The following is a 19574-nucleotide window of genomic DNA, read 5'->3' on the forward strand; positions in this document are numbered from 1 at the left end:
GAGGGCCGCCCGGGAAAGACGACAAGGAAGACATGGAACTGGCTTTATTCGACCTCGACGGCACGCTGCTGCCCGGGGACTCCGACCACGCCTTCGGCGAATTCATGGTGCAGCTCGGCTGGGCCGACGGCGAGGCCTGGCGCGCGCGCAACGACGGCTTCTACGCCGACTACCAGGCCGGGCGGCTGGACCTGCCCGCGTACGTGGACTTCGCCACCTCGGCCTGGCGCAGCCGGCCCGAAGCCGAGGCGCTGGCCGCGCGCGAGCGCTTCATGCGCGAGGTGATCGCGCCGCAGATCCGGCCCCAGGCGCTGGCGCTGGTGAGGAAGCACCTCGACGCCGGGCACCTGTGCGCCGTCGTCACCGCCACCAACGAGTTCGTGACCGCGCCGATCGCCGCGGCCTTCGGCGTGGAGCACCTGATCGCGCTGCGCCTGGCGCGCGACGCGCAGGGCCGCGTCAGCGGCGCCATCGACGGCGTGCCCTCGTTCCGCGAGGGCAAGATCGAGCGCGTGCGCGACTGGCTCGCCGGCCTGGGCCTCGCGCAGGGCGACTTCGAGCGCGTGCACTTCTACAGCGACTCCACCAACGACCTGCCGCTGCTGGAGCAGGTCGATTCCCCGGTGGCCACCAACCCGGGCTCCGCGCTGGAGGCGATCGCCCTTGCGCGCGGCTGGCCCATCCTGAGGTTGTTCGCATGATCAAGACCCTCATCGGCCGGCTGCTGGGCGGCGGCAAGTCCGAGGCCAAGGCGCCGCGCATCCCGCTGGGCGAGCGCGTGGAGGTGCCGGAGTCCGAGCACGGCATCGACGCCGCGCTGCTCGACGAGCGCGCCGTCAGGGTGGTGCGCACGCTGCAGGAGGCGGGCTTCGAGGCCTACATCGTCGGCGGCGCGGTGCGCGACCTGCTCGTGGGCCTGCGGCCCAAGGACTTCGACGTGGCCACCAACGCCACGCCCGAAGAGGTCAAGGGACTGTTCCGGCGCGCCTTCATCATCGGGCGGCGTTTCCGCATCGTGCACGTCATCTTCGGGCGCGGGCGCGACCACGAGGTGGTGGAGGTGTCCACCTTCCGCGCCTACCTCGACGCCAGCGCCGCGGAGCAGGTGGAAGGCAACGAGAAGACCTCCAAGGGCGAGCTCGCCGGCAAGAGCCACGTGGTGGACGCCAGCGGCCGCGTGCTGCGCGACAACGTCTGGGGGCCGCAGATCGAGGATGCGGCGCGGCGCGACTTCACCATCAACGCCCTGTACTACGACCCGACCACGCGCATCGTCGTGGACTACCACGGCGGCGTGCGCGACGTGAAGCGGCGGCTGCTGCGCATCATCGGCGAGCCCGAGCTGCGCTACCGCGAGGACCCGGTGCGGCTCATCCGCGTGGTGCGCTTCGCCGCCAAGCTGGGCTTCGAGATCGAGGCGCGCACGCGCGAGCCGATGCCGCGCGTGCTGGAGCTGCTGGAGAACGTGCCGATCTCGCGCATGTTCGACGAGATGATCAAGCTGCTGCAGACCGGCCATTCGCTGCGCAGCCTCGAGGAGCTGCGCAAGCACGGCATGCACCGCGTCTTCCCGCTGCTGGAGGTGGTGTTCAACGCCGACGAGGCGCGCGAGCGCTTCATCCGCCTGGCGCTGGAGGACACCGACCGCCGCGTCGAGGAAGGCCGCGCCGTGGCGCCGAGCTTCATGCTGGCGTGCATGCTCTGGCACGACGTGCAGTCGCGCTGGACGCAGTTGCGCGAGGCCGGCGAGGCGCCGCTGCCGGCCCTGCAGCAGGCCATCGACGCGGTCTTCGACGCGCGCATCGGCGACATCTCCGGCCGCGGCAAGCTCGCCGGCGACATGCGCGAGATCTGGCTGATGCAGCCGCGCTTCGAGCGCCGCAGCGGCAACGCGCCCTTCGCGCTGGTGGAGCAGCCGCGCTTCCGCGCCGGCTACGACTTCCTGCGCCTGCGCGCCGACGTGGGCCAGGCCGAGCCCGAGCTGGCCGAGTGGTGGGAAGACTTCGCGCTGGGCACGGACGAGGAGCGCGACGCGCTGGTGGAGGCGGTGCGCGAGGCGCAGCACCCCTCGCGGCGCAAGCGCGGTGGTGGCGGCAGCGCGGCCCGGGACAAGGCGCCGCGCGAGGCCGCGCCGGCCGCGGCCGGCGTCGAGTCCTCCCCGGACACGCCGGCAGCCGAGGGCGATGCCGCCGCGCCCGCGCGCAAGCGCCGCCGGCGCCGGCGCAAGCCCGGCGGCGGCAGCGACGCGGTCACGCCCGAGCCGCCGCCGTCGCTGTGAGCGGCACCATGGCGCCGCCGGTGCGCGCCTGGATCGGCCTGGGCGCCAACCTGGGCGATGCGCGCGAGACGCTGCGTGCGGCGCTGCGCGCACTCGCGGCGCTGCCGGGCTGCCGGCTCGCCGGCGTGTCCTCGCTGTGGCGCAGCGCGCCGGTGGATGCGCAGGGCCCCGACTTCCTCAACGCCGTGGCGGCGCTGGACACCACGCTCTCGCCCCTGGAGCTGCTGCGCGCGCTGCAGGCCATCGAGCTGGCACACGGGCGCGAGCGGCCGTACCGCAACGCGCCGCGCACGCTCGACCTGGACCTGCTGCTGCACGGCGACACCGTGCAGGCCGACCCGGTGCTGACGCTGCCGCACCCGCGCGCGCACGAACGCGCCTTCGTGCTGGCGCCGCTGGCCGAGCTGGCGCCGGCGCTGCACCTGCCCGGGCACGCGGCCTCTCTGGCGGGGCTGCTGCAGGGCATGGCGGATCAGGCCATCGAGCGTCTGGCAGGCGACTGGTCCCGGGACTGACGGCCTGCCGCGGCGGCCGCCGCTGCCTGGGGCGCCTGCACCGGCGCAGGCGGTCGCGGCGCGTCATGGGACTGTCACGTTGTCGTCATGATGCGCAGCGGCGCAGGCCCGGGCCGCCTGCGGCCGCCTCGTAGAATCGCCGGTTTGCCAAACTGAACCTTGCCGGGACGGCGCGCCATTTGCCGCGCGCTGCCGGCACGTCGGCCGCGCGGCCGGACGAGAGGACGACATGCTGTTTTCCAAGCTGCTGCCCAAGGAGGGCAATTTCTTCGAGCTGTTCAACCAGCACGGGTCGAAGATTGCCGAGGGCGCACGCGCTTTCATGCAGATGATCGAGCACTACGCCGATCCGGCGCTGCGCCAGCGCCATGCCGACGCGGTCGATGCCGCCGAGCACGACGCCGACAAGGTCACGGCCGAGGTCAACCGGCTGCTGCACAAGACCTTCATCACGCCCATCGACCGCGAGCAGATCCTGTCGCTGATCAACGCGATGGACGATGTACTGGACCTGCTGCAGGACACCTCCGAGACCATGGCGCTGTACGACGTGCACGCCGTCACGGAGGAGCTGCGCTCGCTGGCCGAGCTCAGCGTCAAGTGCTGCGAGCGCGTGCAGCACGCGGTGACGCTGCTGCCCAAGCTCAACGTGCCGGCGGTGGCCGAGGCCGCCATCAAGACCTGCGAGGAGATCGACAAGCTGGAGTCCGACGCCGACCGCGTCATGCGCAGCGCCATGTCGAAGCTGTTCCGCCAGGAGCCCGACGTGCGCGAGCTCATCAAGCTCAAGGCGATCTACGAGCAGCTGGAGTCGATCTCCGACCGCTGCGAGGACGTGGCCAACCTGATCGAGGGCATCGTCCTCGAAAACTCCTGACGCCACGCGGCTGACCGCTCCCTTCCCATGGACCCCATCCAGACCGGCTTCTGGGTCGTGGCACTGCTCGTGCTGCTGGCCCTGGCCTTCGACTTCATGAACGGCTTCCACGACGCGGCGAACTCGATCGCCACCGTCGTGTCCACCGGCGTGCTCAAGCCGCAGCAGGCGGTGCTCTTTGCCGCGTTCTTCAACGTGGTGGCGATCTTCGTGTTCCAGCTCAAGGTGGCCGCCACCGTGGGCAAGGGCATCGTCGATCCGTCGGTGGTGGACCTGCACGTCATCTTCGGCGCGCTGGTGGGCGCCATCGTCTGGAACATCGTGACCTGGTTCTACGGCATCCCGTCGAGCTCGTCGCATGCGCTCATCGGCGGCATCGTCGGCGCCACGCTGGCCAAGGCCGGCCCGGACCCGCTGGTCTGGAGCGGGCTGCTCAAGACGGTGCTGTTCATCCTGGTGTCGCCCACGCTGGGCTTCCTGCTGGGCTCGCTGCTGATGGTGATCGTGGCCTGGCTGTTCAGGCGCACGACGCCGGTGCGCGTGGACAACTGGTTCCGGCGGCTGCAGCTGGTGTCGGCGGGGCTGTACTCGCTGGGCCACGGCGGCAACGATGCGCAGAAGACCATCGGCATCATCTGGCTGCTGCTCATCACCTCGGGCTACGCCACGGCCAGCGACAAGATGCCGCCGGCCTGGGTGATCTGGAGCTGCTACCTCGCCATCGGCATGGGCACCATGTTCGGCGGCTGGCGCATCGTGCAGACCATGGGCCAGCGCCTGACCAAGCTCAAGCCCGTGGGCGGCTTCTGCGCCGAGACGGGCGGCGCGATGACGCTGTTCTTCGCCACGGCGCTGGGCGTGCCGGTGTCGACCACCCACACCATCACCGGCGCCATCGTCGGCGTGGGCTCCACGCAGCGCGCGTCCGCGGTGCGCTGGGGCGTGGCGGGCAACATCGTCTGGGCCTGGATCCTGACCATCCCGGCCGCCGCGGCGGTGGCGGCGCTGTCGTACTGGCTCAGCGAGCTGCTGTTCTGATCCTTCGGCGCACCGGGCGGCGCCTGCCGCCGAAGACCCCCCGACACTCCTGGCACAGGCCCGCCTCCCGGCGGGCCTTTTCCCATGTCGGGCTCACTGGCTGATCTGGCGCGCCTGCTCGATCTGCCACTCGAAGTAGCGCTGGCCGCTGAAGGCGATGGTGGCCATGAGCACGCCCGCGCCCAGCATCAGCGCGGCGATGGCGCCCAGCACCGGGCCCCAGCGCGTGTCCTGCACCGGCCAGCCCGGGTTGTGGCGCGCGTCCCAGCGCGCGTCGGGCGTGAGGGCGTAGAGGATGGCGCACAGCATGGCCTGCGCCACCATCAGCCCCAGCAGCGGGATCAGCGCCCAGGCGACGCGGTCGTCCAGGCCGAGCTCCAGCATGCGGCGCACGCCCAGCACCCCGGCCAGCGTCGGCAGCGGGTGCAGCCAGCCCAGCGCGTCGCGCCAGCCGTGCAGATAGAAACGGTGCAGGCCCAGGCTGCCGCCCAGCAGCGCGATCCAGGTGGCCAGGGTCTTGGACCTGTAGGAGCGCGCGGGCAGGTCGTCGGATTCGCTCACGCGGCGCGCTCCACGGGCGGCGTGGCGGCGCCGTCGCCCAGCGCGCGCTGCATCAGCACCACGTCGATCCAGCGCCCGAACTTCCAGCCCGCGGCGGCGTGGCCGCCGCAGCGCTCGAAGCCGCAGGCCGCGTGCAGCCCGATGGAGGCGGCGTTGGCCGAGTCGCCGATGACGGCCACCATCTGGCGCGCGCCGCGCGCCTCGCACTGCGCCATGAGCTCGGCCAGCAGCGCGCGGCCCACGCCCTGGCCGCGGGCCTCGGGGTCGAGGTAGATGGAGTCCTCCAGGCAGAAGCGGAAGGCCGGGCGCGGGCGCAGCTGGTTGGCGTAGGCGTAGCCCAGCACCGTGCCGCCGCGCTCGGCCACGAGCCAGGGCCAGCCGCGGCCGAGCACGTCCTCGCGCCGGCGCAGCATCTCCTCGGCCGAGGGCGCCTCGGTCTCGAAGGTGGCCGTGCCGTGCAGCACGTGGTGCGCGTAGATGCGGGCGACGGCAGTGAAATCCTCGGGCGTGCTCGGTCGGATCAGCAGGGGGCTCATGGGTCGGAAAAGGGCGTGCAGTCGTGCGGGCGTGAAAAAGGGCGGGACCTTGTCGCCCGCATGGGGGATGGGCGAATCGGTCAGTTTATAATGCGCGGTTTCGGTGCTGGCCGGCCGAGAGGCTTGCGCGTATCTAACGGCACCGAAAAAACCAGCGCGCCGCGCGCGCCGCCGCACAAGTGTTGCGGCAGGTGTGCGCGGCGCTGTTCTCGATCTGCCTGACCTGCCCGTGTCCCTGGTGCGGCGATCGTTTCCATCCTGCACATCAAGAGTCAACCAACATGGTCGTCATTCGTCTGGCCCGCGGCGGTTCCAAGAAGCGCCCCTTCTACAACATCGTGGTGGCCGAGTCGCGCGAGCGTCGCGACGGTCGCTTCATCGAGCGCGTGGGCTTCTACAACCCCGTGGCTTCCGGCGCCGAGCAGCCGCTGCGCGTGGCGCTGGAGCGCGTGAGCTACTGGACCGGCGTGGGCGCGCAGCTGTCGCCCACCGTGGCGCGCCTGATCGGCGAGGCCAAGAAGGCCACCGCCGGCCAGGCCCCGGCCGCCGTCGCCGCCGCGGCTGAGCCCGCCGTCGCCGCCGCTGCTCCCGCCGAGCAGCCGGCCGCCGCTGCCGAGTAATCGGCTCGCCCCCGGCCCTTCACGCGACGACTGCATGTCCGCCTGGTCTTCCGACGAGCCCGTTTGGCCCGAAGACGCGGTGGAAGTCGGCCGCGTGCTGGGCGCGTGGGGCATCAAGGGCTGGATCAAGGTCCAGCCCTTCGCCAGCGATCCGCAGGCGCTGTTCTCCTCGCGGCGCTGGTTCCTGCAGCCGCCGGAGAAGCTGCCCGCGGCTGCCGCTGCGGCTTTCCCGAGGCTGCTCAAGGTCACGGCCGCGCGCGAGCAGGGCGACGGCGTCGTCGCCAGCGCGCAGGAGCTGCCCGACCGCAACGCGGCCGAGGCGCTCAAGGGCGCGCGCATCTTCGTCTCGCGCGCCAGCTTCCCGACCGCCGCCGAGGGCGAGTACTACTGGGTGGACCTGATCGGGCTGGAGGTCGTGAACCGCGAGGGCATCGTCCTCGGCACGGTCACGGACCTGCTGGCCACGGGCCCGCACAGCGTGCTGCGCGTGCAGCCCGCCGAGACGCCCGCGGGCATGACGGCGCTCGAAGCCGAGCGGCTGATCCCCTTCGTCGAGGCCTACGTCGACCAGGTGGACCTGGCGCAAAAGCGCATCACGGTCGACTGGGGCGCCGACTACTGATTCCCTGACTGACGCCGCCCGCGCGCGGCGCACGCCTTGTCCGCCGTGCTGCGCTTCGACGTCATCACCCTGTTCCCCGAGCTGTTCGTGCCGCACCTGGAGGTGGGCGTGACGCGCCGTGCCTACGCCAGCGGCGCGCTGCAGCTGCAGCTGTGGCCGCTGCGCGACTTTGCCGAGGGCAACTACCGCCGCGTGGACGACCGCCCCTTCGGCGGCGGCCCGGGCATGGTCATGATGGCCCCGCCGCTGGAGCGCGCGCTCGATGCCGTGCGCGACGCGCGCGGGGAGGGCGCCGAGCCCGGAGCGGCCTGCGCGCCGCTGATCCACTTCTCGCCCACCGGCCGGCGCCTGGACCAGGCACTGGTACGCGAGCTCGCCGCCGGTCCCGGCGCCGTGCTGCTGTGCGGGCGCTACGAGGGCATCGACCAGCGCTTCATCGACCGCCACGTGGACCTGGAGCTGAGTGTGGGCGACTTCGTGCTCTCCGGCGGCGAGCTGCCGGCGCTGGTGCTGCTCGACGCCGTGGCGCGGCTGCTGCCCGGCGTGCTGCAGGACGCGGCCTCGCACCAGCAGGACAGCTTCGAGGACGGGCTGCTCGACTGCCCGCACTACAGCCGCCCGGAGCAGCTGCCGCGTGCGGACGGCGGCTTCGACGCCGTGCCCGAGGTGCTGCTCTCCGGCCACCACGGCCGCATCGCGCGCTGGCGCCGCGAGCGCTCGCTGGCCATCACGGCGCAGCGGCGCCCGGACCTGATCGCCGCGGCGCGCGCCGCCGGGCGCCTGAGCCGTGCCGATGAAGAATTCCTGCGCACGCTGCCGGCCGCGCCGGCGGCCTGAATCCCGCTTGATCCCCGGGATTGAGCGGGGAGCCCTTTGACTTGGCATATAATCGAGGGCTTTTCGATCCTCTGCCGGGCGAAATTCCTTCGCAGCCCGCGCTTGTCATCCTGACTTGAGCGCAGGCCAACAACCCGAGCGTGCCGGCACGATCCCTTGGAGAACCCCATGGACCTGATCCAGACCCTCGAGCAGGAAGAAATTGCTCGCCTGAACAAGACCATCCCGGCGTTTGCCCCCGGCGACACCGTGATCGTCAGCGTCAACGTCGTCGAAGGCACCCGCAAGCGCGTGCAGGCCTACGAAGGCGTCGTGATCGCCAAGCGCAACCGCGGCCTCAACAGCAGCTTCATCGTGCGCAAGATCTCCAGCGGCGAAGGCGTGGAGCGCACGTTCCAGCTGTACAGCCCGCTGATCTCCAGCATCGAAGTCAAGCGCCGCGGCGACGTGCGCCGCGCCAAGCTCTACTACCTGCGCCAGCGCAGCGGCAAGTCGGCCCGCATCAAGGAAAAGCTGGCCTAAGGTCCTGCCCGGGGCCGGCGACATGGCCGCCCCCGGCACGTACCGCCAAAGCCGCCTTCGGGCGGCTTTTTCGTTGCCGGGCCTATGCTCGAAGGCATGGCCCAACTGATCCTCGATCCCCAGGCCGTGCCGGTCATCGGCATGGACGAACACCTGCCCGCCGTGGCGCCGGCGCAGCTCACCAGCGCCGCGCTGCGCCGGCGCTTCGCACATCCGCCGCCGTGGCAGCCCGAGACCCGCGCCGACGGCCGCGAGGGCCTGCCGGTCAAGGCCGAGGCCTCGGTGCTGGTGCCGCTGGTCGAGCATGCCGACGGCACGCTGCACGTGCTGCTGACGCAGCGCACGGCGCACCTGAAAGCGCACGCGGGGCAGATCAGCTTTCCCGGCGGCCGCGCCGAAGCCACGGACGCCGACGCCGTGGCCACCGCGCTGCGCGAGGCGCAGGAGGAGGTGGGGCTGGAGCCGGCGCAGGTGCAGGTGATCGGCACGCTGCCGGCCTACACCACCATCACCGCCTTTCGCGTCACGCCGGTGGTGGGGCTGCTGGCCGCGCCCTATGCGCTGCGCATCGACCCGTTCGAGGTAGCCGAGGCTTTCGAGGTGCCGCTGGCCTGGCTGATGAACCCGGCGCACCATCGTCGCCACCGCATCGAGCTCGACGGCGCGCCGCGGCAGTTCCTGTCCATGCCCTGGACCGCCGCGGGCAGCCAGCGCGAATACTTCATCTGGGGCGCCACCGCGGCCATGCTGCGCAACCTCTACCGCTTCCTGGCGGCCTGACGCCGGTCCGGCCTCCCGCCGCGGGGGCCGCGGGACCGGCGCGCAGCCGTTGCCGGCGCACCAGCCGTGCACCTGAACGGGTGATTGCCATCGGTATGATCGACGGCAATGAGTTTCTTCGCCGTCCTGCTGGCCCTCCTGATCGAGCAGCTCAAGCCGCTGCCTCGTGACAACCGCATTCACGATGCGCTGATCTCCTGGGTGCGCTGGACCGGGCGCAACTTCGACGCCGGTCGCGAGCATCACGCCTGGGTGGTGTGGGGCGTGACGGTGCTGGTGCCGGCGCTGCTGGCCGCGGGCCTGTACGCCGGCATCGCGCAGCTCAGCACGCTGCTGGCGCTGGCGTTTGACGTGCTGGTGCTCTACCTCACGCTGGGCTTCAGGCAGTTCAGCCACTTCTTCACCGACATCCGCGACGCGCTCGACCGCGGCGACGAGACCGACGCGCGGCGGCTGCTGGCCGAGTGGCGGCACCTGGACACCAGCGAGCTGCCGCGCACCGAGCTGCTGCGCCACGTCATCGAGCACGCGCTGCTGGCCGCGCACCGGCACGTCTTCGGCGTGTTCTTTTGGTTCGTGCTGCTGTCCTCGCTGGGCCTGGGCCCGGCCGGCGCGGTGCTGTACCGCATGGCCGAGTTCGCCGGGCGCTACTGGGCCTTCAAGAGCCGTGCCCTGGGCGCGCCGGCCAACGAGCGGCTGCTGGCGATCTCGCAGCAGCTCTTCGGCGGCATCGACCACGTGCCCGCGCGGCTCACGGCCTTCGGCTTCGCGGTGGTGGGCAACTTCGAGGAGGCCGTCAACGGCTGGCGCCGCGACGCCGGGCTGTGGGTGCACAGCAACGAAGGCATCATCCTCGCCGCCGCGGCGGGCGCCCTGGGCGTTCAGCTCGGCGGCAGCGCCGCGCCGGGCGTGACACCCGACCGGAGCAAGACCTTCCACGTCGGCGCCGGCGGCGAGATCGAGGGCGCGCTGGGCTCCACGCCCGGGCTGCCGCCGCAGCTCGGCCACCTGCAGAGCATCGTCGGCCTGGTCTGGCGCTCGGTGGTGCTGTGGCTGCTGCTGCTGGCGCTGCTGACGCTGGCCAACGTGCTGGGCTGAGCTGCTCAGCCCGCGCTCACCACTTGGTGCGTTCCAGCTCCTCGCGGATCTCGCCGTAGATGCGCCAGCGGCTGGCGGCGATCTCGCCGCGCTCCACCGCCGCGCGCACGCCGCAGCCCGGCTCGTGGCGGTGCGTGCAGTTGTAGAAGCGGCACTCGGGCAGGTGCGCGCGCAAATCCGGCATGAGCCGCGGCAGTTCCTCGGCCGCGATCTGGCGCAGGCCGAATTCCTGGAAGCCGGGCGAGTCGATGAGCGCGCCGCGCCGCGCGGCCGGGTCGAGCCAGTACCAGCGCGTGCTGGTGGTGGTGTGGCGCCCGGAATTGAGCGCCTGCGAGATGTCGCCGACCTGCGCCTGCGCGTCGGCCACCATCAGGTTCACCAGCGTGCTCTTGCCCGTGCCGCTGGGGCCCAGCACCAGCGTGGCAGCGTCCTGCAGCAGCGGCGTCAGCAGCGCGCGCGAGTCGTCGGGGCGTGTCTTGAGCGAGGCTTCGAGCACCTGCACGCCCATGGCGCGGTAGGGCTGCAGCCGCTCGCGCGCGGCTTCCGCCTGCGGCAGCTCGGCCTTGTTGAGCAGCACGCGCACGGGAATGCCGGCGTTCTCGGCGGCGATCAGCGCGCGGGTGAGCTGCGATTCGCTGAACATCGGCTCGCCGGCCACCAGCACCAGGATCTGGTCGAGGTTGGCGGCGAAGGACTTCGTCTTCCACTCGTCCTGTCGCAGCAGCAGGTTGCGCCGCGGCTCGACGTGCTCGACCACGCCCTCGTCGCCGCTGGCCTGCCAGCGCACGCGGTCGCCGACGACGCACTCGGTCTTCTTGCCGCGCAGGTGGCACTGCACGCGCTGCCCTTCGGGCGTCTCCACCATCACGTGGCGGCCATGCGCCGCCACCACCAGCCCGACGTCGAGCTCGCTGTGCCGCGACATCAGCTCTGCGCCCGCAGCGCGGCCAGGCGCTCGGTGGCCGGCGGGTGCGAGTAGTAGAAGCGCGCGTACAGCGGGTCGGGCGTCAGGGTGGAGGCGTTGTCCTCGTGCAGCTTGAGCAGCGCGTTGGCCAGGTCGCGGCCGTCGGCCTGCGCGCAGGCGTAGGCGTCGGCCTCGAACTCGTGGCGGCGCGACAGCCGCGCGCCCAGCGGCGAGAGCAGGAACAGGAAGGGCGGCAGCGCCAGCATGAACAGCAGCAGCGCCAGCGCGTCGTTGGGCGCGTCCAGGCTCGGCCGCACGCCCAGCCCGGTGTAGAACCAGGCCTGGCCCGACAGCCAGCCCAGCAGTGCCAGCGCCGCCAGGCTCAACCCGAAGGCCAGCAGCATGCGCTTGAGCACGTGGCGGTGCTTGTAGTGGCCCAGCTCGTGCGCCAGCACCGCCTCGATCTCGCCGCCGTTGAGCTTGGACAGCAGCGTGTCGAAGAACACCACGCGCTTGGCCGCGCCCAGGCCGGTGAAGTAGGCGTTGGCGTGGGCCGAGCGGCGGCTGCCGTCCATGACGAACAGGCCCTTGGCGGCGAAGCCGCAGCGCTGCATCAGCGACTGCACCTGGTTCTTGAGCTCGCCGTCGGGCAGCGGCGTGAAGCGGTTGAACAGCGGCGCGATCAGTGTCGGGTACACCACCAGCGCGATGAGCTGGAACGCCGTCCACGCGGCCCAGGCCCACAGCCACCACAGCTCGCCGGTGGCGCCCATGATCCACAGCACCAGCGCCGCCAGCGGCAGCCCGACGATCGCGCCCACGAGCAGGCCCTTGAGCTGGTCGCCCAGGTAGAGCTTCCAGGTCATGCGGTTGAAGCCGAAGCGCTGCTCCAGCACGAAGGTGCGGTAGAGCTCGAAGGGCAGTTCCAGCAGCGAGCCGATCACCACGAAGGCCGCCAGCAGCGCCAGCTGGTAGGCCATGTCGCCGAGCATGGGCTGCACCGCGTCGCGCACCAGCACGTTGAGCGCCTCGAGCCCGCCCAGCAGCGTCCAGGCCAGCAGCAGCGCGGAGCTGAAGGCCGCCTGCAGCAGCCCGAAGCGCCCGCGCGCCAGCGTGTAGTCCGCGGCGCGCTGGTGCGCGCGCAGCGACACCGCCCCGGCGAAGGCGGCCGGCACCTGGTCGCGATGCTGCGCCACGTGGCGCATCTGGCGCGTGGCAAGCCACAGTTTCAGGAGCAGTGCGAGCAGCACGGCGCCTGCGAAGAGCAGGGTCAAGGCAGACATGGCGGCAAGTGTAGGGCTGCGACAATCGCCCCCCTTCAAGCCAGCCCACGAGGATTTTTTCCATGACGACCGAGCTCGCCGCCAGCGACCAGAACCTGATCTGGATCGACCTGGAGATGACCGGCCTCTACCCCGACCGCGACCGCATCATCGAGATCGCCGTGGTCGTCACCGATGCCCAGCTCACGCAGCGCGTCGAGGGCCCCGTGTTCGCCATCCACCAGAGCGACGCCACGCTCGACGCCATGGACAACTGGAACAAGGGCACGCACGGCAAGAGCGGGCTGATCGACCGCGTCAAGGCCTCTACCGTGGACGAGGCACAGGCGCAGGCGGCTGTCATCGAGTGGCTCAAGCAGTACGTGCCGGCGGGCAAGAGCCCGATGTGCGGCAACTCCATCTGCCAGGACCGGCGCTTCCTTGCCAACTACATGCCGCAGCTGGAGTCCTTCTTCCACTACCGCAACCTGGACGTGAGCACGCTCAAGGAGCTGGCCCGGCGCTGGAAGCCCGCGGCACTCGACGGCTTCAAGAAGGCGCAGAAGCACACCGCGCTGGCCGACATCCACGAGTCCATCGACGAGCTGCTGCACTACCGCAGCACTTTCCTCGCGGTCTGAAGACGAATCAAGACGACTTCGGCCGGCGCGGCCCGGCGCCGCTTCCAGCCGAAAAATAAGGGCTTTCCCGAGTCGTCGTACAATTCGGGTCCGGTGTCGTTCTGGCACCGTTCGTACATCCCCTCTGACCTTCGTCGAGTTCTCCCGCACGACAGCGCGTGGCGGAACTTGATTTCCCTTCCAGCACCCGCCCGGGCTGCCTGGAACCGGTCGGCGGCGATGCCGTCGCTTTCGGACCGGTGCACCTGCCTCTTTCTCCTTCGGCAGGTGGAAATTGTTCCTTCCGTTCCTCCCGCGACTTGTGTATCCGGCAGCGCTTTGTGAAGCGCCGCCGCAGCCGGCTGCTGTCAGCCGGCGCCGAAAAAGAGAACTCTTCATGTCTTTCGATACCCTGGGCCTGCACGAGACCCTGACCCGCGCCCTCGCCGACGCCGGCTACGAGAACCCGACCGAGGTGCAGTCGCGCGCCATCCCGCCGGCCCTGGAAGGCCGTGACCTGCGCGTGTCCTCCAGCACCGGCAGCGGCAAGACCGCCAGCTTCGTGCTGCCCGCGCTGGAGCGCATCCTGGCTGCGCGCGGCGACAACACCAAGCGCCGCGACAAGAGCATGACCGGCCCGCGCATCCTGGTGCTGGCCCCGACGCGCGAGCTGGCGCAGCAGGTGGCCAAGGCCGCCACCGACTACGGCCGCCACGTGCAGGGCCTGCGCGTGGTCACCGTCGTCGGCGGCGTGCCCTACGGCGCGCAGCTCAAGGCGCTGCGCGGTCCGGTGGACATCCTCATCGCCACGCCGGGGCGCCTGATCGACCACGTGCAAAGCGGCAAGGCGCTGCTGGAGCACGTGGAGATGCTGGTGCTCGACGAAGCCGACCGCATGCTCGACATGGGCTTCATCGACGACATCAACTTCATCGCCGGCTGCACGCCCGCCGCGCGCCAGACGGTGATGTACAGCGCCACCTTCGCCGGCCACGTCGGCCGCCTGGCCGACGAGCTGCTGCGCGACCCGCTGACGGTGGACGTGGCCTCGCACACCGACACGCACGAGAACATCGAGCAGCGCCTGCACTGGGCCGACGACCTGACGCACAAGAACGCGCTGCTCGACCACCTGCTCACCGGCCGTGAGGTCGAGCAGGCCGTGGTGTTCACCAGCACCCAGGTCGATGCCGACCGCCTGGCCGACCGCCTGGGCGAGATGGGCCACGCCGTGGCCGCGCTGCACGGCGGCATGCCGCAGGGCCGGCGCAACCGCGTGCTCAACGGCCTGCGCAACCGCCAGTTGCGCGTGCTGGTGGCCACCGACGTCGCCGCCCGCGGCATCGACGTGCCCACCATCAGCCACGTCATCAACTTCGGCCTGCCGATGAAGGCTGAGGACTACGTGCACCGCATCGGCCGCACCGGCCGCGCCGGCCGCTCCGGCCTGGCCGTGACGCTGGCCGAGCGCCGCGACGTGGTCATGATCAAGCGCATCCAGCAGTTCACGACGCAGCAGATCCCGGTGGCCACCGTCACCGGCCTGGAGCCGCGCCAGCCCGAGCCGCGCATCTATCCGGGGCGCCCGGACGGCGGCAACCGCGGCCCGCGCTTCGGCGGCAAGCCGTCCTTCGGCGGCCCGCGCCGTGACGGCTTCGACCGTGGCCCGCGCCGCGACGGCGGCTTCGAGTCGCGCGGTCCGCGCGAGGGTGGCTTCGAGCACCGCGCGCCGCGCGAAGGTTTCGCGCCGCGCCCTGACGGCGGCCACTTCGGTGGCCCGCGTCCGGAAGGCCGCTTCGAGCGCCGCCCGGAAGGCGGCTTCGGCCGTCCCCATGGTGGTGGCCACCACGCCGGCGCGCCGCGCGACCGCAGCCCCTTCGAGCGCCGTGCCGATGGCCCGCAGGGCGGCGGCTTCGACCGTGGCGGCGAGCGCTCGGGCCCGCGTGGCCCCCGCTTCGGCGACCGCCAGGACAACCGCGGCGGCTTCGGCGGCGAGCGCAGCCGCGGCCCGCGTCGCGACGGCGGCTGGGACCGCTGAGTCTTTCACTATGGTTTTTCAAAGGCGGGTGAACATTTCTCTACCGCATTTGAAAATACACCGCATGAATGACGGTATGGCGGCATCAGCCCTGGCCTGACGCCGCCCACAAAAAAACCCGCCCGGCGCGAGCCCGGCGGGTTTTTTCATGTCGGGAAAGGGAAGGGCTCAGGCCTTGAGCAGCTCGACCTCGAACACCAGCGTGGCGTTGGGGGGGATGACGCCGCCGGCGCCGCGCGCGCCGTAGCCCAGTTCCGGCGGGATCACCAGCACGCGCGTGCCGCCGACCTGCATGCCCTGCACGCCCTCGTCCCAGCCCTGGATCACTTCGCCGCCGCCCAGGTTGAAGCGGAACGGGTCGCGGCGGTCCTTGCTGGAGTCGAACTTGCGGCCGCGGCCATCGGGCTTGGACGGATCGTGCAGCCAGCCGGTGTAGTGCACCGTCACGGGCCGGCCCGCTTGCGCGGTGTCGCCGCTGCCCGGGGTGGTGTCTTCGTACTGCAGGCCGGAGGGCGTGGTGTTCATGCGGTTCTCTCCAAAAAAGAAGCGCGCATCATGCCAGCGCGCCGCGGGGCTGCCGCCGGATTCAGGAGCCGCGATGACGCCACAGGCCCAGCGCGAAGCTCGCCAGCGCCAGCACGATGAAGAGCACGAACAGGATCTTGGCGATGCCCGCCGCCCCGGCGGCGATGCCGCCGAAGCCGAAGAGCGCCGCCAGCAGCGCGACGATGAAGAAGACGATGGCGTAGGCAAGCATGGTGGAGGGGTCCTGGACGATGTTTTGAGGGGCCGTGACGCGCGTGGCGTCACCATGGCTTGCAGCGTAGGCCGGGGCCGCGGCACCGGGCATGGGACGCGGCAGGCTGGAGTTGTCGGCACGGTTTGCATCGGGCTGTAGGACGCGGCCCACAACGCCGCGGCGACGGCGGTGGCGCCGGGTTCAGCCGGCCGGATCGGCCGCCTGCGCCGCGGGTGCCGCCGCCTCCAGGCTCAGCGGCAGCGCCGCCTCGATGCGCGTGCCCGCGCCCGGCGCGCTGTGCAACCGCAGCTGCCCGCCCTCGGCCTCGACGCGGTAGCGCATGCCCAGCAGCCCGTGCGCGGAAGGCTTTTGCTGACCCGGATCGAAGCCCACGCCGTCGTCCTGCACGGCCGCCAGGGCCCAGGGGCCTTCCTCGCGCAGCGAGATGCGCACCTCGCGCGCCTGCGCGTACTTGGCGACGTTGGTCAGCCCCTCCTGCACCAGCCGGTACACGGTGAGCTCGCTGGCCGGGGTGAGCTTCACGGCCTGCAGCGCGCACTGCACCTTCAGGCCCGAGCGCTGCTCGAACTCGCGCGCCAGGATCTCCAAGGCTGCCACCAGCCCCAGGTTGCTCAGCGCCGAGGGGCGCAGGTCCTCGATGATGCGGCGCTTGAGGGCGATGCCGCTGTTGAGCGTGCTGGTGAGGTGCTCGATGCGCGTGGACAGCTCCGGCGCCGCGCCGCCCATCTGCACCAGGCGCGAGCGGATGCGCGCCAGGTCCAGCTTGGCCGCCGTCAGCAACGCGCCGAGCTCGTCGTGCAGCTCGCGCGCCAGGCGGCTCTTCTCGTCCTCGCGCGCGCTTTGCAGGTGCTGCGCCAGGTGCGTGAGGTCGGCGGTGCGCTGGCGCACCTGGCGCTCCAGCCGGTCACGCTCGTTCTGCAGCGACTGCTGGCGCGACTGGCGCTCCAGGTCCAGCGCCACGCTCTGGCGCAGGTACATGAAGAAGGCCAGCAGGCCGATGGCGGTGACGGTGCCCACGCCGATGCGGTTGATCTGCAGCGTCTCCTTGATGCCCTCGCGCTGCAGGTTGATGGCGCGGGTCTCGGCCTCGATGAGCGCGTCGGCCGCGGCGCGCATGGCCTGCATCGCCTCGCGCCCGATGCCGCTGCCCACCAGCGTGCGCCAGGCGTCCTCCTTGCCCTGGGTGTGCAGCGCCAGCGTCGTCTCCAGCTCGGAGAGCTTGTTGGCCACCAGCCGCAGCAACTCCGTCAGTTGGGGGGCCTGCGCATGGTCTTTGCCATAGTGCCGTTGCAGCACGAGCGTGGCTTCGCGGATGTCCTGCACCGCCGCGCGGTAGGGCTGCAGGTATTCGGGCCGGCCGGTGAGCAGGTAGCCGCGCTGGCCGCTCTCGGCGTCCACCACCGCCAGCATCAGCCGCTGCGTGGACACGCGCGCGAGGTTTTGCATGCGCAGCGCCTCGATGGCCTGCACGGAGTGGCGATAGGACAGCTCGCTGATCACCAGCAGTCCCAGCGCCGCCAGCAGTGCCAGCGGAAAGCTGAAGGCGTTGCGGCTGAGCCGTTCGAGCCACGCGGCCAGCCGGGGCATCGTGGCCAGGAAATTTTTCATCGCAGGGTAGGAGGTAATAGCCATGATCCGCGTTGCCATCGTTGACGATCACGCCATCGTTCGGGCCGGCCTGAGGCAGTTCCTGGCCGAGCAGGAGGACCTGGAAGTCTCGGGAGAGGCGGCCAACGGGCGCGAGGCGCTGGAGCTGCTGCGCAAGGGCGAGGTTGACGTGATGCTGATGGACCTGTCGATGCCCGGCCACGGCGGCGTGGACGCGCTGCAGGCCGTCAAGGCACGGGCGCCGGAGCTGCCGGTGCTCATCCTCAGCGGCTTTCCCGAGCAGCACTACGCCACCACGCTGCTGCGCCAGGGCGCCAGCGGCTACCTGAACAAGGAATGCGAGCCCGAGGAGATCGTCAAGGCGATCCGCACCGTGGCGCGCGGGCGGCGCTACATCACGCCGGCCGTGGCCGAGCTGCTGGCCGACCAGCTCGACGGCGGCGGCGACAAGCAGCCCCACGAGCTGCTGTCCGAGCGGGAGTTCCAGGTGTTCCTGCGCCTGGCGCAGGGCGAGACCATCGGCCACATCGCCGACCACATGGCGCTCTCGGTCAAGACCGTGAGCACCTACCGCACGCGCGTGATGGAGAAGATGAACCTGTCGTCCAACAGCGACCTGACCTACTACGCGCTCAAGCACGGCCTCATCCAGTGAGCCCTCGGCGGCGGCACCGGGCCCGCCGCTCAGTTGCTGGTGGACGACGCGTCCGCCAGCTGCATGCACCAGGCGATGAGGGTGTCGATCTCGTTGGACTTGTCGAACACCTGGTCGGCGCCGAGCTCCAGGCAGCGCCGGCGCATGTCGGGCGTGGCGAAGTTGCTCAGCACCACCTTCTTCGTCAGCGGGCGCAGCTTCTGCGCCGCCTGCAGCACGCCCAGGCCCGTGCCGCCCTTGAGGAAGATGTCCACGATCATCAGGTCGCACGGCTTGCCCTGTTCCGACAGCCAGCGCAGCGCCGTGGACTCGTCCTCGGCCGAGCCCACGACCTGCAGCGGCACCAGTTCCTCCAGCGTGGCGATCAGGTTCTCCCGGATCACGGGGCTGTCTTCGACGATGTAGGTGCTCAGTGGTGACATGGGCCGAGTGCCGTGATGCACGCCGCCGATCGGCGTGAGCCGCATGTTAGGCCCCGGCATCGGCGCCTGGCTGTAGTCGCGGGCGGCTGCTCGCTGTAGGAAGCTTCCTACCGCGCCGCCCTGGCTGGAGCCGTCCAGCGTCGAGCCCAGGCCGCGGTCGCCCGCGCCAGCCAGCCCGGCAAGTCGCCGGTGTCGTTTTCCGGCAAGTCGAGTGCCCGCGCCGCGGCGCGCAGCGCGGCCAGCGGGTCGTCCAGCGCCAGCGGCGGCGCACCGTGCTGCTTGGACAGTTTTTCTCCGCGCGCGTCCAGCACCAGCGGCAGGTGCAGGTACGTGGGCGCGGGCGCCGCGAGCTGGCGCTGCAGCCAGAGCTGGCGCGGCGTGTTGTCCGCCAGATCCTCGCCGCGCACCACGTGCGTGACGCCCTGCAGCGCGTCGTCCACCACCACGGCGAGCTGGTAGGACCAGATGCCGTCGGCGCGCTTGAGGATGAAGTCGCCCACCGCGTGCGTCAGGTCCTGGCGCTGCGCCCCCAGGCGCCGGTCGTGCCAGTCGATGACGACGGGCTCTTCTTCGCTGCCGCAGCGCAGCCGCCAGGCGCGCGCCGGTTTCCCATGCAGCCCGTCGCGGCAGGTGCCGGGATAGACGCGCTCCTCGTGCCGCCGGTGCTCATGGCCCTGCGCCGCCAGCGCCGCCTCGATATCGCGCCGCGTGCAGCCGCAGGGGTAGGCCTGGCCGCGCGCGGCCAGGCCGTCGAGCGCCTGCTGGTACAGCGCCGTGCGCCGCGACTGCCACAGCGGCGGCTCGTCCGGCACGAGGCCGAGCACGCCCAGCTGGCCCAGGATCTCCCGGTCGGCGCCGGGCACGCAGCGCGGCGCGTCGGTGTCCTCGATGCGCAGCAGCCAGCGCCCGCCGTGCGCGCGCGCGTCCAGCCAGCTCGCCAGTGCCGCCACCAGCGAGCCGGCGTGCAGCGGCCCGGTGGGCGAGGGCGCGAAGCGCCCGACGTAGTGCTCCTGGGACATGG

22 protein-coding genes and 1 pseudogene are annotated in these 19574 nt (G+C 71.4%); 14 read left to right on the forward strand and 9 right to left on the reverse strand.

Features of this window, described 5'->3' with window-relative positions:
* The first annotated feature begins 32 nt into the window (after nucleotides 1-32).
* From FJ694_RS12965 to FJ694_RS12985, 5 genes are all read left to right on the forward strand, one after another.
* On the forward strand, nucleotides 33-701 hold the full coding sequence (locus FJ694_RS12965) for an HAD family hydrolase (protein ID WP_157267663.1): 669 nt from the start codon (nucleotides 33-35) through the stop codon (nucleotides 699-701).
* Nucleotides 698-2278 (forward strand): polynucleotide adenylyltransferase PcnB, encoded by a 1581-nt coding sequence (gene pcnB, locus FJ694_RS12970; protein ID WP_157267664.1) that lies wholly within the window; start codon nucleotides 698-700, stop codon nucleotides 2276-2278. Before FJ694_RS12965 ends, pcnB begins: the two co-directional genes overlap by 4 nt.
* Nucleotides 2275-2793, forward strand: a complete 519-nt coding sequence (folK, locus tag FJ694_RS12975) for a 2-amino-4-hydroxy-6-hydroxymethyldihydropteridine diphosphokinase (protein WP_198320816.1) — start codon at nucleotides 2275-2277, stop codon at nucleotides 2791-2793. The genes pcnB and folK overlap by 4 nt, the downstream gene beginning before the upstream one ends.
* Nucleotides 2794-3022: 229 nt before the next feature.
* A complete protein-coding gene (locus FJ694_RS12980) occupies nucleotides 3023-3670 on the forward strand; it encodes a DUF47 domain-containing protein (RefSeq protein WP_157267665.1) in 648 nt (215 codons plus the stop codon).
* Nucleotides 3671-3697: 27 nt separating this feature from the next.
* Entirely contained in the window at nucleotides 3698-4708 is a 1011-nt protein-coding gene (locus FJ694_RS12985; protein WP_157267666.1) for an inorganic phosphate transporter, read from the forward strand.
* 93 nt (nucleotides 4709-4801) lie between these two features.
* On the opposite strand, the gene FJ694_RS12990 is transcribed toward FJ694_RS12985, so the two are convergent.
* Together FJ694_RS12990 and FJ694_RS12995 are read right to left on the reverse strand one after the other, a co-directional pair.
* The gene (locus tag FJ694_RS12990; protein WP_157267667.1) at nucleotides 4802-5269 is read right to left on the reverse strand and encodes a TM2 domain-containing protein; all 468 of its coding nucleotides are present in this window, start codon (nucleotides 5267-5269) and stop codon (nucleotides 4802-4804) included.
* On the reverse strand, nucleotides 5266-5805 hold the full coding sequence (locus FJ694_RS12995; RefSeq protein ID WP_157267668.1) for a GNAT family N-acetyltransferase: 540 nt from the start codon (nucleotides 5803-5805) through the stop codon (nucleotides 5266-5268). Before FJ694_RS12995 ends, FJ694_RS12990 begins: the two co-directional genes overlap by 4 nt.
* A gap of 281 nt (nucleotides 5806-6086) precedes the next feature.
* On the opposite strand from FJ694_RS12995, the pseudogene rpsP reads away from it, so the two are divergent.
* The 6 genes and pseudogenes from rpsP to FJ694_RS13025 all read left to right on the forward strand — a co-directional run.
* Nucleotides 6087-6335, forward strand: a pseudogene (rpsP, locus tag FJ694_RS13000) (30S ribosomal protein S16); the annotation flags it as partial.
* Between the two features lie 124 nt (nucleotides 6336-6459).
* Nucleotides 6460-7047, forward strand: a complete 588-nt coding sequence (rimM, locus tag FJ694_RS13005; RefSeq protein ID WP_157267670.1) for a ribosome maturation factor RimM — start codon at nucleotides 6460-6462, stop codon at nucleotides 7045-7047.
* Nucleotides 7048-7095: 48 nt separating this feature from the next.
* Nucleotides 7096-7884 carry a tRNA (guanosine(37)-N1)-methyltransferase TrmD gene (trmD, locus tag FJ694_RS13010; protein ID WP_157267738.1) on the forward strand — a complete coding sequence of 263 codons (789 nt, stop codon included), beginning with the start codon at nucleotides 7096-7098 and terminating at the stop codon, nucleotides 7882-7884.
* A 168-nt stretch (nucleotides 7885-8052) separates the two neighbouring features.
* Nucleotides 8053-8406 carry a 50S ribosomal protein L19 gene (gene rplS, locus FJ694_RS13015; RefSeq protein ID WP_157267671.1) on the forward strand — a complete coding sequence of 118 codons (354 nt, stop codon included), beginning with the start codon at nucleotides 8053-8055 and terminating at the stop codon, nucleotides 8404-8406.
* A 96-nt stretch (nucleotides 8407-8502) separates the two neighbouring features.
* Entirely contained in the window at nucleotides 8503-9186 is a 684-nt protein-coding gene (locus FJ694_RS13020; RefSeq protein WP_157267672.1) for a CoA pyrophosphatase, read from the forward strand.
* 108 nt (nucleotides 9187-9294) lie between these two features.
* The gene (locus FJ694_RS13025; protein ID WP_157267673.1) at nucleotides 9295-10284 is read left to right on the forward strand and encodes a CobD/CbiB family protein; all 990 of its coding nucleotides are present in this window, start codon (nucleotides 9295-9297) and stop codon (nucleotides 10282-10284) included.
* 16 nt (nucleotides 10285-10300) lie between these two features.
* On the opposite strand, the gene rsgA is transcribed toward FJ694_RS13025, so the two are convergent.
* Nucleotides 10301-11209, reverse strand: a complete 909-nt coding sequence (gene rsgA / locus FJ694_RS13030; RefSeq protein ID WP_157267674.1) for a ribosome small subunit-dependent GTPase A — start codon at nucleotides 11207-11209, stop codon at nucleotides 10301-10303.
* Entirely contained in the window at nucleotides 11209-12471 is a 1263-nt protein-coding gene (locus tag FJ694_RS13035) for a M48 family metallopeptidase (protein ID WP_157267675.1), read from the reverse strand. The genes rsgA and FJ694_RS13035 overlap by 1 nt, the downstream gene beginning before the upstream one ends.
* Before the next feature lie 62 nt (nucleotides 12472-12533).
* Between FJ694_RS13035 and orn the strand changes: the two genes are divergently transcribed.
* Both orn and FJ694_RS13045 read left to right on the forward strand, forming a co-directional pair.
* Nucleotides 12534-13091: an oligoribonuclease gene (gene orn / locus FJ694_RS13040; RefSeq protein ID WP_157267676.1), complete on the forward strand. Its 558-nt coding sequence runs from the start codon at nucleotides 12534-12536 to the stop codon at nucleotides 13089-13091.
* Between the two features lie 376 nt (nucleotides 13092-13467).
* Nucleotides 13468-15108: a DEAD/DEAH box helicase gene (locus FJ694_RS13045; RefSeq protein ID WP_157267677.1), complete on the forward strand. Its 1641-nt coding sequence runs from the start codon at nucleotides 13468-13470 to the stop codon at nucleotides 15106-15108.
* A gap of 168 nt (nucleotides 15109-15276) precedes the next feature.
* Here the strand turns inward: FJ694_RS13045 and FJ694_RS13050 are convergent, their stop codons facing one another.
* From FJ694_RS13050 to FJ694_RS13060, 3 genes are all read right to left on the reverse strand, one after another.
* The gene (locus FJ694_RS13050) at nucleotides 15277-15633 is read right to left on the reverse strand and encodes an FKBP-type peptidyl-prolyl cis-trans isomerase (protein ID WP_157267678.1); all 357 of its coding nucleotides are present in this window, start codon (nucleotides 15631-15633) and stop codon (nucleotides 15277-15279) included.
* Nucleotides 15634-15694: 61 nt separating this feature from the next.
* Nucleotides 15695-15865, reverse strand: a complete 171-nt coding sequence (locus tag FJ694_RS13055; RefSeq protein WP_157267679.1) for a DUF1328 family protein — start codon at nucleotides 15863-15865, stop codon at nucleotides 15695-15697.
* A gap of 183 nt (nucleotides 15866-16048) precedes the next feature.
* Nucleotides 16049-17500, reverse strand: a complete 1452-nt coding sequence (locus FJ694_RS13060) for a CHASE3 domain-containing protein (protein ID WP_232540009.1) — start codon at nucleotides 17498-17500, stop codon at nucleotides 16049-16051.
* Here FJ694_RS13060 and FJ694_RS13065 point away from each other — a divergent pair.
* On the forward strand, nucleotides 17499-18131 hold the full coding sequence (locus FJ694_RS13065) for a response regulator (RefSeq protein WP_157267680.1): 633 nt from the start codon (nucleotides 17499-17501) through the stop codon (nucleotides 18129-18131). The two genes, FJ694_RS13060 and FJ694_RS13065, sit on opposite strands and share 2 nt — an antisense overlap.
* Before the next feature lie 29 nt (nucleotides 18132-18160).
* On the opposite strand, the gene FJ694_RS13070 is transcribed toward FJ694_RS13065, so the two are convergent.
* Together FJ694_RS13070 and gluQRS are read right to left on the reverse strand one after the other, a co-directional pair.
* Nucleotides 18161-18553, reverse strand: coding sequence for a response regulator transcription factor (locus FJ694_RS13070; protein WP_157267681.1), 393 nt, complete (start codon nucleotides 18551-18553; stop codon nucleotides 18161-18163).
* A 107-nt stretch (nucleotides 18554-18660) separates the two neighbouring features.
* On the reverse strand, nucleotides 18661-19572 hold the full coding sequence (gene gluQRS / locus FJ694_RS13075) for a tRNA glutamyl-Q(34) synthetase GluQRS (RefSeq protein WP_157267682.1): 912 nt from the start codon (nucleotides 19570-19572) through the stop codon (nucleotides 18661-18663).
* Nucleotides 19573-19574 lie beyond the last annotated feature (2 nt).

The organism is Azohydromonas aeria (assembly GCF_009760915.1).
Lineage (GTDB): Bacteria > Pseudomonadota > Gammaproteobacteria > Burkholderiales > Burkholderiaceae_C > Azohydromonas > Azohydromonas aeria.